The 14,108-nt window shown below is 70.0% G+C and carries 14 protein-coding genes; 5 read left to right on the top strand and 9 right to left on the bottom strand.

The features are described from left to right. Positions 1-134: 134 nt before the first annotated feature. The gene (locus tag GTZ93_RS06035) at positions 135-875 is read right to left on the bottom strand and encodes a PP2C family protein-serine/threonine phosphatase (protein WP_126932783.1); all 741 of its coding nucleotides are present in this window, start codon (positions 873-875) and stop codon (positions 135-137) included. A gap of 408 nt (positions 876-1,283) precedes the next feature. On the opposite strand from GTZ93_RS06035, the gene GTZ93_RS06030 reads away from it, so the two are divergent. Beyond that, on the top strand, positions 1,284-2,288 hold the full coding sequence (locus GTZ93_RS06030) for a hypothetical protein (RefSeq protein ID WP_139924018.1): 1,005 nt from the start codon (positions 1,284-1,286) through the stop codon (positions 2,286-2,288). Between the two features lie 27 nt (positions 2,289-2,315). Here the strand turns inward: GTZ93_RS06030 and GTZ93_RS06025 are convergent, their stop codons facing one another. From GTZ93_RS06025 to GTZ93_RS06015, 3 genes are all read right to left on the bottom strand, one after another. Beyond that, on the bottom strand, positions 2,316-3,605 hold the full coding sequence (locus GTZ93_RS06025) for a hypothetical protein (protein ID WP_139924019.1): 1,290 nt from the start codon (positions 3,603-3,605) through the stop codon (positions 2,316-2,318). A 39-nt stretch (positions 3,606-3,644) separates the two neighbouring features. Next, the gene (locus GTZ93_RS06020) at positions 3,645-4,529 is read right to left on the bottom strand and encodes a hypothetical protein (protein ID WP_126932785.1); all 885 of its coding nucleotides are present in this window, start codon (positions 4,527-4,529) and stop codon (positions 3,645-3,647) included. Between the two features lie 160 nt (positions 4,530-4,689). Further along, positions 4,690-5,823, bottom strand: a complete 1,134-nt coding sequence (locus GTZ93_RS06015) for an aminotransferase class I/II-fold pyridoxal phosphate-dependent enzyme (RefSeq protein WP_139915400.1) — start codon at positions 5,821-5,823, stop codon at positions 4,690-4,692. A 162-nt stretch (positions 5,824-5,985) separates the two neighbouring features. Between GTZ93_RS06015 and GTZ93_RS06010 the strand changes: the two genes are divergently transcribed. Together GTZ93_RS06010 and GTZ93_RS06005 are read left to right on the top strand one after the other, a co-directional pair. Beyond that, complete coding sequence (locus GTZ93_RS06010; RefSeq protein WP_120577759.1) at positions 5,986-6,495, top strand: peroxiredoxin family protein; 510 nt, start codon at positions 5,986-5,988, stop codon at positions 6,493-6,495. Positions 6,496-6,538: 43 nt separating this feature from the next. Then, on the top strand, positions 6,539-7,579 hold the full coding sequence (locus GTZ93_RS06005; RefSeq protein WP_139915401.1) for an SDR family NAD(P)-dependent oxidoreductase: 1,041 nt from the start codon (positions 6,539-6,541) through the stop codon (positions 7,577-7,579). Between the two features lie 30 nt (positions 7,580-7,609). Here the strand turns inward: GTZ93_RS06005 and GTZ93_RS06000 are convergent, their stop codons facing one another. Beyond that, complete coding sequence (locus GTZ93_RS06000; protein ID WP_120577757.1) at positions 7,610-8,719, bottom strand: MJ1255/VC2487 family glycosyltransferase; 1,110 nt, start codon at positions 8,717-8,719, stop codon at positions 7,610-7,612. A gap of 73 nt (positions 8,720-8,792) precedes the next feature. Here GTZ93_RS06000 and GTZ93_RS05995 point away from each other — a divergent pair, with 73 nt between their 5' ends. Then, complete coding sequence (locus GTZ93_RS05995; RefSeq protein WP_121754057.1) at positions 8,793-9,089, top strand: hypothetical protein; 297 nt, start codon at positions 8,793-8,795, stop codon at positions 9,087-9,089. 128 nt (positions 9,090-9,217) lie between these two features. After that, the gene (locus tag GTZ93_RS05990) at positions 9,218-10,117 is read left to right on the top strand and encodes a LysR family transcriptional regulator (RefSeq protein ID WP_139915402.1); all 900 of its coding nucleotides are present in this window, start codon (positions 9,218-9,220) and stop codon (positions 10,115-10,117) included. Positions 10,118-10,121: 4 nt separating this feature from the next. On the opposite strand, the gene rsmB is transcribed toward GTZ93_RS05990, so the two are convergent. The 4 genes from rsmB to GTZ93_RS05970 are packed head-to-tail and all read right to left on the bottom strand — an operon-like array spanning position 10,122 to position 14,009. Next, positions 10,122-11,438: a 16S rRNA (cytosine(967)-C(5))-methyltransferase RsmB gene (rsmB, locus tag GTZ93_RS05985; protein WP_139915403.1), complete on the bottom strand. Its 1,317-nt coding sequence runs from the start codon at positions 11,436-11,438 to the stop codon at positions 10,122-10,124. Further along, the gene (locus GTZ93_RS05980) at positions 11,435-12,397 is read right to left on the bottom strand and encodes a type II 3-dehydroquinate dehydratase (protein ID WP_180945994.1); all 963 of its coding nucleotides are present in this window, start codon (positions 12,395-12,397) and stop codon (positions 11,435-11,437) included. Before GTZ93_RS05980 ends, rsmB begins: the two co-directional genes overlap by 4 nt. A gap of 49 nt (positions 12,398-12,446) precedes the next feature. After that, complete coding sequence (fmt, locus tag GTZ93_RS05975) at positions 12,447-13,385, bottom strand: methionyl-tRNA formyltransferase (protein WP_139915404.1); 939 nt, start codon at positions 13,383-13,385, stop codon at positions 12,447-12,449. 33 nt (positions 13,386-13,418) lie between these two features. After that, entirely contained in the window at positions 13,419-14,009 is a 591-nt protein-coding gene (locus GTZ93_RS05970) for a signal protein (RefSeq protein WP_126932790.1), read from the bottom strand. Positions 14,010-14,108 lie beyond the last annotated feature (99 nt).

The following is a 14,108-nucleotide window of genomic DNA, read 5'->3' as shown; positions in this document are numbered from 1 at the left end:
GAGAAGGATTGAAGTCCCTGTGCAGGGTGACTCCCCCCGTCCGGGCGGACCCATCGCGTCGGGTCGGCGGTCAGGACCGACCTGTGGGGTTCATCATCCGCGCACTCCCAGCGCGTGACGCGGTGGGTAGACGTTCAGGCCGCCACGCGCAGTACGACAGCGGTGATGTTGTCGCGGCCACCGGCCTCGTACGCGGCGGTCACGAGCGCGTCACACGCGGCCTGGGCGGAGGGAGCGTGCAGCTGCTCCTTCATCACCTCTGGACCCAGGGGCTCATACAGGCCGTCCGAGCACAGGAGGAAGACATCCCCGGGCTGCGTCTCCAGCCACTGCACGGTGGGCTCCGCGTTCTCCGTGCCCAGGGCGCGGGTGATGAGGTGGCGCAGGTTGGCCGGATTGCCGGGCGGCTCGCGCCCCGCGGCGCGCAGCTCCTCGATGAGCGAGTGGTCGCGCGTGAGCGACTCCAGCTGGCCCTCGCGCAGGCGGTACAGGCGGCTGTCGCCCACATGGGCCACCGCCGCGCTGCGCTCCCCCACCGCGAGCGCCACCACCGTGGAGGCCATCTCCTTGAGCTTGCCCACGCGGCGCACGCGCAACGTGCGCTGGGCGAGCGCCGTGCACGCGGCCAGGTAGTTCTCCTCGCGGCTTCGCGCGGGATCCACCGCGTCCGGCCAGGTGCCGTCGCGGTCGCGGTCCAGCCGGTCGCTGAACCCCGCGAAGGTGTCCACCACGCACTGGCTGGCGACCTCCCCGCCCTCCTGTCCCCCCAGGCCGTCCGCCACGACGAACAACCCGCGTTCGGGCAGCACGCAGTACGCATCTTCATTGTGCGGGCGCCGCCCGATGTGGGTCTGCCCCGCGCACTCGAATCTCATCACCACCGCCTCCTGGCTGGGCTCCCGGTCAGCAAACGGGAGGCCAACGGCCCGGTCGCTTCATGCCCGGGGTTCCCCCATGGGGTTCTCGCCTCTGGAGAACGCCCGGGTGCGCGTTCTCGCCGCGCACCCGCACTCCCCTGTCCGCGGACCGACGTTGCGGTCGTCTCCACCCCGTCCCGCCGCGACTTTTCAACGGGCGTGACACCCCGAAGGCCCGGGCGGGCCTCGTGGGAGGACGCGGGACTGGCGTCCACGTGTGGAGCAAGGGTGGGAGTCATGGGCGCCGGTAGGATATCGGGCATTGTGGCCAATGGGGATCCACTCGCGCCCCCCTAGCAACTCCTGCCGGCCCCAGCGGACAATGCAGGAGCTGCCCGACCTGCGGGCCACCACCCGAGGAGAACCATGACATCCATCCGCCGAGTGGGTTCTGGCATCTCGACGTCCCGGGCCTGGTCCATCTCCTCCGAGCTGGAGGTCACCGCCCCGGTGCAGCAGCAGCCCATGACGCCGGTGGAGCCGGTGCGGCGGGGCTTCTCCGACTCGAGCGACTTCCAGGCGGACGCCGACGGCGACCTGGCAGGTGCCCTGCTCGAGGACCTGGGGCTGACGTCGGGCCCGTCCTCGGAGGCCGGGGGGCGCGCGTCGGGCCTGGAGGACCCGGAGGCCCGGGCCGCGCTGCTGGAGAACCCCCACCTGCGCACCTTCGCGGGGGAGAGCACCTTCGAGGCCGCCGCGCCCGCGTACGCCCAGCGGCTGGGCACGCCGCAGATGTCCACGCCGCTCATGCAGGCGCGCCACTTCCAGCAGGCGGAGCGCCGCGCGGAGGCCTCGCCGGCGGATCCGTCCCTGGACCCCTCCGACATCCTGTCGCCCGACGCGGCCGAGTGGGAGCTCCAGAACCTGGACACCATGCCGAGCACCGCCTCCTCGAAGGAGGCGGAGGACCTGCTCTTCCTCCTGGAGTCCGGTGACCTGTCCGGCCTCAGCGACGAGGAGCTGGCCGCGCTGAGCGACGACCTGGACATGGACGACGCGGCTCCGGATGCGTCTGGAGAAGCGGAGGGCCTGGAGGTGTCTGGTGCGCCGGAGGATTCGGGCGCGTTCCTGGCCACGCTGGAGGACAGCGGGCCGGAGGCGCTGTCAGCGGATGCGCCGCCGAGCGCCCCTTCGTCCAATGACTTCCTCGCGGACGCGGACGACTTCACGATGGAGGCCGTCCAGGCCGAGGCCGCCTACGCCGCTGCCTATGCCGAGGCCCGCAAGAACGCGGCTTCCGAACCGGAGCCCAGCGTGGTGGTGGCCGCCGAGCCCGCTGACGCGACGGCGGACATCGAGGATGTGCAGGACGCCGACCTCGTGGAGGTCGACGCGGCCCAGACGCCTCCGCCGCCTCCGCTCGAGTCCTGAGCCGAGTCCCAAACGGGCCCTGACGCTTCAGGGCTCGGGCCTGTCGGAGAGCGCGGCGTCGAGCTGCTTCTGCGCCTCCATGACGTCCTTCTCCAGCTCGGTCTTGTAGCGGTCGCGCTCGGGGCTCCTCCACTCCGCATCCGAGAACTGCTCGAGCGTGTACTCGCGCGTGGTGTGCACGGGCCCGCGCAGCGTGACCATCAGCTCGCGGTCCGGGTCACCCATCTCCTTGAGCAGGAAGCCCTCCACGTCGCGCAGGGTCAGCGGGAACGTGGGCTTGTCGTCCCGGATGACCTTGCCGAAGACGTTGAGCTTCACCTCCTGCGAGCCCTCCTGCAGCTCCTCGTTGAACGACAGCACCGCGAACGGCACGCCGCCTTCGTCGTCCAGCCGTCCGGACACCACATACCGCCCCGCCTTCCGGACCTGGATGAGGAGGTACAGGTCCAGCGACCCACCCTCCAGCACCTCGCGCACCCTGCCGCTGAACGTGGCCGGCGGCGCGGATGTGTAGAGCACGTCGAAGAACGCCGAGTCCTCCAGCGAACCCGAGCGCACGCGGAGGGCCACGCGCAGCGTGCCGGAGAACATCGCGAAGCCCTGCTTCGACGGCTGGAAGCGCCCGGTGAGCATCCCGTCACCCGCCACCGCGTCGCCGCCCTGCCCCGAGTCCACGAACGTCACCGGAACGCCCGGCACGCCGCCCGCGTCCGCCAGGTGGTCCGCCTCGTGCGCCATCGCGGACACCACCTCGCACGGGCGCGCCGCGCGGCGCGAGTCCTCGCACGCCACGGTGAAGAGCACCGCTTCGTCACCGACGACGAACACCTTGTCCTGCTTGAGCCGCAGCTGCACGTCGGAGGTGCCGTCCTCCGCGGCCTTGGGGCTCAGCGGCCGGGTGCGCTCCGGCTCCGCCAGCTCCAGTTGATCCGGATGCTCGCGGCTCGGCCGAGACTCGGGCGGATAGCGCGTGGCCGCCACGTAGGATTCCAACGAGCGCTTCGCGCGCTCCAGCCGCTTCTGCCACAGCTCGCGGCGGGCCTCGCGTTCGCGGGCCTCCGGGCTGAGCAGTGACGGCGGGGCGGACTCGGCCGCCATCGCCGCGCTGGAGCGCTCCGCCGGCGCCCGCGCCACCTCGCGGGGGTCGGACACCGGGGCGGAGGTGGGCTTCGGTGCGCCCTCCGGCGCTACGGCCCCATCGCTTCCCTGCCACCAGAAGAACGCTCCGCCCACGAACACCAGGGGCACGAGGGCGAGCAACCACCGGCCGTGGCGCAGCCGGGAGGAGGAGGGGATGGGGCCGTCTTCACGTGTCATGAGCGGGCTTCGCCGGAGGGGGCGGGGGAAGCCGTCATTCTAGTACGCGTACTGGGCCATGTACTCGCGCACCTTGGAGACGATGCCGCCCCAGTTGCCGTTGGCGTAGTGGTTGTACGACTCACCATCGTCGCGGAGGTACACGGAGTGGAAGCTCCACTTCTGCCGGCCGTCGCTGCACGCGTTCTTGAGCAGGTTGAGCGTGCCGCCGCAGAACCAGTCGCCCGGGTTGCAGTAGGAGCCGCCGCTGCTGCCGGAGACACCGCCCGTGGAGTGGTAGGCCACCGCCTCGTCGTCCTGGCCCGGGAGGATGCCGGAGTACAGCGTCCCCTTGGAGCCGGCGAACATGAGGAACTCCACGTTGGCCGTGGCGTTGTGGTTGTACATGGAGCGCGCCGTGGTGGTGACCAGGTCGCTCACCAGGGGCTCGCTCACCGCCCAGTCGCCGTGGTCCGCCAGCTCGCTGCCGCCGCCCGCGCCGGACGCCACGGCCACCCACTTGATGTTCCAGCCCGTCTGCGTGGAGGTGCCCACGTTGCCGCATTCGCCGTTGGCGTTGGGCGAGGCGTTCTTCACCTGCCGCGTGCTGGTGCCGTACAGCGACAGCGCGTAGCCAATCTGCAGGTCACCGGCGCTGTGCACGGCGAGGTAACAGGAGTTCGTGCCCGTGCAGAAGCAGTCCAGCGCGTTGCGGATGCGGTAGTTCTCCGAGCCCACGCGCTGCGTGCCGTTCCAGTTGACGGCCTTCTTGTTCACGCCCGCCGCGGTGGTGGACGGCCCCCAGTAGCTGAAGTCGGCGTAGTTGCCCGCCTGCGTCTTGCCGCCGTTGCGGCCGTGGATCCACAGCGTGTAGTTCGTCGCGGCGGCTTCGGTACCCACCAACAGCGTCGCGGCGGTCACGGCCGCGCCAATCAGCATCTTCATCGGGGTGTGTCTCCTGGCCTCTCAGGGGGATGAGAGGGCTTCCGCACGGCCCCAGGCCGGGCGAGGGGACAACCACTCTAGGGGTTGTTTCAGATGAAGGCGATAAGCCGAAAGTCCAGCCGTCAGTGAAAACCCTGACGCAACGCGCCGGCTCTGGATGTCATCCCAGCGCGTCCAGGGCGCCGTCTCGCACGAAGCGTTCCAGCCGCTCCAGTGCTTCCGGCAGGTTGGCGCGTCCCAACCCCAACCGGAAGTGATTGCCCGGAAAGCCATACACGTCGCCCGGCAACAGCAACACACCCTCACGGGTAATCAGTGACTCAGTGAAACGAGCCACCGGGATGTTTCGCAGCAGACGGGGGAAGGCCACGCTGCCGGCGCGCGGGCGCACCCAGTGGAAGGTGTCCGCGTGGCGCGCGAAGAAGTCATCCAGCCGCGCGAGGTTCGCGGTGAGCAGGCCGCGGCTGCGCTCCAGCACGCGTTCACGGGCGCGCAGCGCGATGAGGGACAACAGCTCGCTGGGGGCGCTGTTGCAGAGCGAGGTGTAGTCCTTGAAGGCGCGGCAGCGCGCGAGCAGCGCCGCGTCCCGGGTGGCGAGCCAGCCCACGCGCAGGCCCGCGAGGCCGAACGCCTTGGACATCACGCCCAGGCTCACGCCCTTCGTGAGACACGACGCGGCGGGCGGCAGCGTGTCGTTCGCGTCGTACTCCAGCAGGCGGTACACCTCGTCGGAGAAGAGGTGGATGCCGCGCGCCTCGCACAGCGCGCACAGCTTCTGGAAGGTGGCGCGGTCCGGCAGCGAGCCCGTGGGGTTGTGCGGGAAGTTCACCACGACCATGCGCGTGTCCGGGCGCAGCGCCGCCGTGAGCGCGTCCAGGTCCAGGGCCCAGCCGTCCTCCTCCCGCAGGGGCAGCAGCGTCACGTCCGCGCCCACGGAGCGCGCGACTTCGTAGAGCGACTGGTAGCCCGGCCAGGTGACGACGGCGTGCGTGCCGGGCCCCAACTGGACGTTCATCGCGACGAACATCGCCTCCTGCGCGCCCGCGAAGGTGAGGACATCCTCGGAGATGAGGCCCGGGTACATGCTGGCGATGGCCTCGCGCAGCGCGGGCATGCCGGGCGTCTCCGTGTAGCCGAGCGTCAGCCCGTCCCAGCGGGCGCGGTCCTCCGGCGACGCGAGCGCCAGCAGGTCCGCCATGCGCCAGCCCTCGATGTCGGAGGAGCACAGGAGGTAGGGCGCGGCGAACTCCCACCGCGCGAAGTACCGCTCCAGTTCGAAGTCGGGGATGCGCATTCACGGCCTCCATGCCCGCCTGCCCACCGGAGGGCGGAGCGGGCCAACAGCCCTTGCCGGACAGGCGAGCGGACGGGCGCGCAGCCGGGAGCAACCGGTGGCGCATGCATAGCTTGAGTCACGTCCCGTTGAAGCGCTTTCCACTTCGCATTGGGAGCTCGCATGGCCTCGACGAAAATCCCGCTCACGCTGCTGGACCCGGATGGCGGGTGGGTGAACGCCCCCGTCCACGTCTCGGAGCTCGACGGACTGCCCGTCCTCCTCCACTTCTGGACCATGGACTGCGAGGACTGCGCGAAGCAGTTCGAGGCCGTGAACCAGTGGGTGGTGGACTACGGGCCCAAGGGCCTGAAGGTCATTGGCGTGGACGTCACCCACAACGAGACGGAGCTCCGGGACACCAACAAGGTGGAGGGCTTCGCGCGCGAGCACGGCCTGCGCTACCCCATCGCCATGGACGACGGCTCCATGGCCAAGGCCTACGGCGTGGACAAGCACCCCGCCTTCCTCCTCTTCGGCACGGATGGGCGGCTGAAGAACCGCATCGGCGGCAAGGACGCCGTGCGCCGCGTGCGCACGCTGCTCAAGGACCTGCCTGGCCAGGAGCCTCCCGCGCTCCACGGAGAGGTGTCCCGAGAGCAGGAGGACCAGGTCGCGGCCTCCAATCCCTGAGCCCCTCGCGCCCCCACCCTTCCCTCTCCAGGAGAGTCGCACCATGGCTGACCGACGACACACCGAGCGAAGGGGCTTCTCCCTGGGCGCGCTGGCCGCCGGGGTGGGGGCCGTCGTGGGGCTGAAGCGCGCGCTGCGTCCGCGCTACAACTTCCAGGGCAAGACGGTCGTCATCACTGGAGGCTCCCGGGGGCTGGGCTTGGTGATGGCGCGCATGTTCCTGAAGGAGGGCGCGCGCGTGGCCATCTGCGGACGCGACGTCGAGTCGCTCCAGCGCGCCCACGCGGACCTGGAGCGCATGGGCGGCGAGGTGCTCACCCTGCGCTGCGACGTGCGCGACCAGGTGCAGGTGGACGCGATGGTGGGCGCGGTCCACGAGCATTGGGGCGCGGTGGACGTGCTCATCAACAACGCGGGCGTCATCATGGTGGGCCCGCTGGAGTCCATGACGCTGGAGGACTTCGAGGAGGCGGTGGACGTCCACCTGTGGGGGCCGCTGTACACGACGCTCGCGGTGGCGCCGGCCATGAAGGCGCGCGGCGAGGGCCGCATCGTCAACGTGGCCTCCATGGGCGGCAAGCTGAGCATCCCGCACCTGGTGCCGTACTCCGCGAGCAAGTTCGCGCTGGTGGGCCTGTCGGACGGACTGCGCACGGAGCTGGCCCAGGACGGCATCCGCGTGACGACGGCGTGCCCGTCCCTCATCCGCACGGGCAGCCCGCGCAACGCGAGCTTCAAGGGCGACCACGAGAAGGAGTACGCGTGGTTCCACGTGAGCAACTCGATGATGGGCGTGTCCATGAGCGCCGAGCGCGTGGCGCGTAAAATCATCGAAGCCTGCCGCCGGGGTGACGCGGAGGCGCTGGTGGGCATGCCCGCGAAGCTGGGCGCGGTGGGACGCGCGCTGGCGCCCAACCTCACCGCGCGCGTCCTGGACGCCGTCAACCGGCGGCTGCCCCAGGACAGCACCCCGGAGCGGCACAAAGGCAGCGAGAGCGAGACGCCCCTCACCCGCTCCTGGCTCACGGAGATGAGCCGCCGCGCGGCGGAGCGCAACAACGAGAACGAGGTGTCCCTGCACTGACGCGAAGGGACACCTCTGGATGCACGGGGCCTAAGCCTTGCCGTCCATCTCCGCCAGCTCCATGCGCCAGTGGCCGCGGTGCTCGTAGGCCTGCGCCAGCTGATCATTCAGCGCGGCGAGAATCTTCACGTTCCCGTCCTGCTCGTAGCCCTTGAGGGACTCCGCGCAGGCGGGCACGCGTGAGAGGAACGTCTTCAGCGCGTCCAGGCTCAATTCCTTCACATACATCCCGTACCCCAGCCGCTCCAGATAGAGGGCATTGAGCACCTGTTCGAACTGGCCACCCACGGGGATGCTGAGCAGCGGCTTGTGCAGGTACACGGCCTCGCTCATCAGCGTATAGCCGCCGCCCGCCACCACCGCGCGCGCGGTGCGCAGGTCGTCGATGAAGCCCGCCTCGCTGAAGGGCCGGTAGGTGAGGTTGCCCTCCACCACGTCCTCCTTGAGGTCGCGGCGCAGGCCATACACGCGGCACGGCACGCCGGACTGCTTGAGGATTTCGGGCAGCTGCGTGTTCGTCGTCGACGTCTGGTACACGAGCAGGTGCTCCCCGGCCTCCGGCTTCGCCGCCAGGATTTCGGGCCGGAGGATGGACGGGGCCAGCGTGGTGCGGCGCTTGCGCACCGGCGGGTAGAAGAACGTCGTGGCCAGGTAGTGGAAGGCCCCGGGCAGCTTCGCCTTCACGATGGCGCGCGTGGCCTCGAAGCTCTCCTCGTGGCCCGCGAGCAGCGCCGGGTCGTGCTGGCAGCGGTTGATGATCTGCATGTTGTCCACGCTGATGACGGGCAACCGGTGGTTCTTCGCGAACAGGTAGCTGAACGTCTCGAAGTCGCTCACCACCACGTCCGGCTTGAAGCCCTCCACCAGGTCGAAGTACTGGCGCACGTTCTGCGGCCAGCCCGTCACGGCGCCCTTCAGGTTCTGCAGCACCGTCTGCCACTTCTTCACCGAGTTGCCTTCGTAGGCGATGGTCAGGCCCCAGATGCCGTGCACGTTCTGGAAGCGCTGGGCCAGGTAGTTCTGCGCCCGCCCGGACACCACGATGTGGACCTCGTGCTCCTTCGTCAGCGCCTCCAGCAACACGCGCGAGCGCGTGGCGTGGCCCATCCCTTCGCCGACGACCCCATACAGGATTCGCATGGTCCGGAAGCATACGCCCGGGACACCCGCCCCTGTCCCTTCCGGCCCGGGACGGTGCTACGCCTCCCGGTCCATGACCTCCCTGCCCTCGCCCCGGGGTGCCTCCGTCCTGCGCGCAGCGGCGTTCGGGGGCATCGTCGGCCTCATGCTGGGCGGCGTGGGGCTGCTCGGGCTGGGCGTGAGGGCCGTCTTCGCCCCCGCCGACTGCGCCCACCTGTCCCCGCAGGAGTGCCAGCTCCTCCACGAGACCGACCGGGACCTGGGCCGCGTGCAGACACTCTCCGGCGGAGCGCTCGTCGCCCTGGGCGCCGCCCTCTTCGCGCTGACCCGCCCGCGTCCGCCCGAGGACGGCCATGACTCCAGCGTTTGAGAGCCCGAGATTTCGCCGCGCCGCGCAAGCAGCCAGGCACATTGTGCCTGTAGGTCATTTTCGCGCGCGGGGTAGGTCAACTAATTACTACTGGCCCGGCCATTAGGTTTGAGGGTAGGAGACGGCCCATGCAGCTCGAATCGTTGAAGATGTTCTGTGACGTGGTCGAGACAGGTTCGTTCTCGCGCGCGGCGCAGCTCAATCACGTGACCCAGTCGGCGGTGAGTCAGCAGATTCGCGCGCTGGAGAACCGCTACGAGCAGAAGCTGCTCTCTCGCAGCGCGCGGCAGGTGACGCCCACGCCCGCGGGCGAGCGCCTGTTCCGGGGCTGCAAGGAGATATTGGCGCGCTTCGCGGAGGTGGAGCAGGAGATCCGCGAGCAGGCCACGGAGGTCCAGGGCGCGACCACCGTGTCCACCATCTACTCGGTGGGTCTGCACGAGCTGAACGTGGTGCAGAAGCAGCTCTTGAAGACGCACCCCAAGGTCAACATGCGCCTGAACTACCGGCGCAATGATCAGGTCTACGACGACGTGATTCTGGGCGCCGCGGAGATTGGCATCGTGGCCTATCCGCAGCCGCGCGCGGGCGTGGACATCCTGCCGTTCCGCGACGACAAGCTGGCGGTGGTCTGCGCGCCCACCCACCCGTTCGCCAGCAAGACGAAGGTGAGCGTCACCGCGCTGTCAGGCGTGCCTTTCATCGCCTTCGACCGGGAAGCCCCCACGCGCAAGGCATTGGACCGCCTGTTCCGCGAGAAGAACATCGACATCAATCCGGTGATGGAGATGGACAACGTGGAGACCATCAAGCGCGCGGTGGAGATGGGCCTGGGCGTGGCCATCCTCCCGCTCGCCACGGCCCACGCCGAAATCAAGAACAGCTCGCTGGTGGCGAAGCCCTTCGCGGAGGGGCCGGTGTCGCGCCCCATTGGCCTGCTCATCCGCAAGGGCAAGTACCTGGACCGCGCGTCCGCGGCGGTGCTGGAAGCCTTCAAGCAGGCCTCCCTGCTTCCGCAGGACGACTGAAGCCTCAGTAGAGCTTGCGCAGCCGGGCCGCGAAGAAGCCGTCGTAGCCTTCCGGCCCGGGCAGCGTGCGCAGCCAGGCCTGGGCGAGCGGCAGCTTGAGGCCGGGCAGCACGGGCGGCTCGGCCGTCCACTCCGGGTGGCTGCGCAGGAACATGTCCACCTGGTCCTGCCCCTCCTGCGGCTCCGGCGTGCAGACGGCATAGACGAGCAGGCCGCCCGCCGGCACCGCTTCCTGGCAGTTCTCCAGGATGCGCCGCTGGAGCGTCGCCAGCCGGGCCACGTCCTCCTCCTTGCGGCGGTAGCGCAGCTCCGGGTGCCGGCGCAGCGTGCCCAGCCCGGTGCACGGCGCGTCCACCACCAGCGCGTGGAACTCGCCCCAGCTTTCGGGGAACGGCTCGGACGCGTCGTGCGCGTAGGCCTTCAGGCGCCCGGACAGTCCCAGGCGGTGGGCCTCCGATTCAATCTTCCGCAGCTTGTTGGCGTGCAGGTCCACCGCGACGACGTCGTGCGTCTCCGCCTGGTGGCAGGCCTTGCCGCCCGGCGCCGCGCACGCGTCCAGCACGCGCGCCGTCTCCGGGATGGCGCCATAGACGCCCACCAGCTGCGCGGCCTCGTCCTGCACCTGCCACAGCCCTTCCGAGTAGCCGTACACGTCCTCCACGCGGCCCACGGGCGGCAGGATGATGCCCACGGGCGAGGCCTCCGTGGCGCGCGCCTCCACGCCCACGTCCTTCAGCTGCGCGAGCAGCGCGTCGCGCGTCACCTTGGAGGTGTTGGCGCGGATGACGACGGCGGGCGGCAGGTTGTTGGCGACGAGCATCGCCTCCGCGCGCTCGCGGCCGAACTGGCGGATCCACCGCTCCACCAGCCAGCGCGGGTGGCTCTCGCGCACGGACAGGTACTCCACCGGGTCCTTCTGGGAGGGCAGCGGCGGCGAGGGCAGCTCTGACAGCTTGCGCAGGATGGCGTTGGTGAAGCCCGCCGCGCGCCCGAGCCCCACGTCCTTGAGGGCTTGGACCGTCTCCGCCACGGCGGCGCGCGCGGGCACGCGGGTGTGGAAGAGCTGGTAGGCGCCCACGCGCAGGGCGGCCAGGACCTTGTCCTCCAGCGCGTCCAGCTTGCGGTCCGCGAAGCGGGTGATGGCGTAGTCCAGCGCGAGCTGCCGCCGGGTCGTGCCGTAGGTCAATTCGGTGACGAGCGCCGCGTCGCGGGGGTCCTTCGGAGGCGTCTCCGACAGGACCGTGTCCAGCACCACGTTGAGGTAGGCATCCGTCGCGCGCACGCGCGCGAGGATGTTGATGGCGAGGATACGGGCGCTCATCCTTCTTCCAGCCGGGTCATCAGGTCCACCAGTTGCTCGTCCGACATCCGCGTCGCGGGCAGATGGGACAAAGTGAGGCTCTGGAGGCTGTCCTCCAGCAGCTCGCGGTGGCCGCTCTCCGCCGGTTCACCACGCTGGACCTGCTGATACTTCGCGCGGGCCCAGGTGGCCAGCTCCGCTTCACTGAGCCGTCCGGCCAGCCGGTCCGCGATCTTCTGGCGCACGAGCGCCCGGGTGAGCAGGTCCGACGCGGGCGTGGATCCACCCCTCGCCGCGCGGCCCAGCGTCTTTCCCGGCTTGCCGTCCGTCTGCACGACCGTGGGCACGGACTTGCGGCCCAGCGTCTTCAGCGGCCCCCCGGCCTCCGCCGTGCGCCGCAGCGACCGCGCGGGCGTGGTGACCAATGGCGTGGGCTCCGGCGCGTCGTCCTTCTTGAGCGGGTGCACGCGGCCCACCAGCTTGGGCTTCGGACGCGAGTCTTCGTCCTCGGGCCCGACGCCCTTCTTGCGGCGGCCCAGCGACTTCACCGGCCCGGGGATGGCCGGGTGGAAGATGCCGCTCGCGAAGGTCTCCAGCGCCTGGATGTACGGGTCGAAGCCGTGCAGCCCCAGCACCTGCATGGCGCACGCTTCCGCCACCACGGACTCGCGGGCGGGCGGCTTGAGCAGCACCTCGATGGCGGGCAGCCCCACCGCCTCCAGCGCCTCTTTCAGCGCGTAGGACGTGAAGTAGCCCGCCGGGTTGATGAGGATGCCCTCCACGTTCTTGCGCTCGGCGTGGATCGTGTCGATGAGGACGCCCTCGTGATTGGACTGGACGATGGTCAGCGTCAGTCCCAGCTCCTTCGCCTTCGCGCGCAGGGCCGCGTCGAGGTCCGTCAGGCGGCCCCCCACGACGTCCTCACGCTCGCCCAGGAGGTTGAGGTTCGGTCCGTGCAACACCAGCAGCTTCATGCCCATCCGTGCGACTCCATGACGCGAGAATTCCACATGGCGCTCGGCGGCGCGCTCAAGACGTGAACGGCTGACTGCCCGGCTGCAATCTGTTGCCGGAGAGGAAGTCCGCCGCGCGCATCACCCGCTTGCCCTCTGGCTGGACCTCCAGGAGGACGAGCGAGCCCTCGCCGCAAGCAACCTCGATGCCCTCTGGCCCCGCTGACAGCACGGTGCCGGGTGCACCCTTCCCTTCCGCGGGCCGCATCCGGTGCACCTTGAAGACCTTGCCACCCAGCAGCGTGTACGCACCGGGCCACGGAGTGAAGGCCCGCAGGCGGCGGTCCAGCTCCACTGCGGACTTCGCGAAGTCCAGCTTGCCGTTCTCCTTGTCGATGATGGGCGCCAGCACCATGCCCTCGGAGGGCTGGGGCTGGGGCGTCAGCTCGCCGCGGAGGTAGCGCGGCAGGGACTCGCGCAGGATGTCGCCGCCCAGCGCGGACAGCTTCGCGTGCAGCGTGGCGCTCGTCTCGTCCGGCGCGATGGGCAGCCGCTTCATCGCCAGCACGGGGCCGGTGTCCAGGCCCTCGTCCATCACCATCAGCGACACGCCCGTCTCGCTGTCGCCGTGCTCGATGGCCCACTGGATGGGCGCGGCGCCCCGGAAGCGAGGCAGCAGCGACGCGTGCACGTTCACGCAGCCCTTCACCGGAAGCGCCAGCAGGTCCTTGGGGAGAATCTTTCCGTACGCCGTCACCACGCAGACGTCGGGGGCGTACTGGCGCAGCTCCTCGGAGAACGGCGGCGTGCGCAGCTTCTGCGGCTGGAGCACGGGGATGCCCTTCTCCAGCGCGCGCTCCTTTACGGGCGGCGCGGTGACGGCGTTGCCCCGGCCCTTGGGCTTGTCCGGCTGGGTGACGACGGCCACGACGTCGCCCACGTCGAAGCAGGCCTCCAGCGAGGCCACGGCGAACTCGGGCGTGCCCATGAAGACGATGCGGGGTCGGCTGCTCATGTGAGGGAAATCTCGTGTGGAAAAGGGATGGGGTCAGGCCACGGACTTGAAGGCGGCGGCCGGCGCGGACGTGTCCACCGCCTGGCGCTTGCGCGCGCGAAGCGCTTCCAGCGTGGACAGGGCCTCGCGCGTTTCCGGGGTGGTGGCCACGTCCTTGAGCGCATCCAGCGCCTTCTCCAGCGCGAATGCTTCGTCAGCCTCGCGCTGACGGATGCGGTCCACCGCTTCGCTGAAGCGCGCGAAGAAGGCGCGCAGCTCGTCCTTGCGCCGCAGGGGACGCAGGCGCGGGTAGCGGCCCGCCGCGAGCGCCGCGACGTAGAGGCTCATGACATGGACGGGGCCCGCCACACGGTGCGTGAAGAGCAACCCGAACAACCCGAGCGCGATGCCCAGGCCCACGGTGGCCACGCCGGTGAGCCACCAGAGCGTCTCCACGCTGGACAGGCCCCCTTCGGCGGACATGCGGTGCACCTGCTGCGCGAGCACGCCGAACAGCAACATGCTCCCGGCGCCCATGCCGGTGAGCAGCAAGATGTATTTGAGCTGGAATTCTCGGTCGAGCAGGTACGTCCGGCGGATGATGGTCGGACGCGACGCGTTACGACTGTCTTCGGCATGGGGCATGTCGTTGACCAGCGTACCCCAGGAGGTGGGGGAGGTTTGCGTCCTTCGTCAGGACAGGTCTACACCCGACGGAAGCCCAGACGTTCGGACGTAAAGGAG

Source organism: Corallococcus exiguus (genome assembly GCF_009909105.1).
Taxonomy (GTDB): Bacteria; Myxococcota; Myxococcia; order Myxococcales; family Myxococcaceae; genus Corallococcus; species Corallococcus exiguus.
This window is presented reverse-complemented; position numbering and strand designations above follow the sequence as displayed.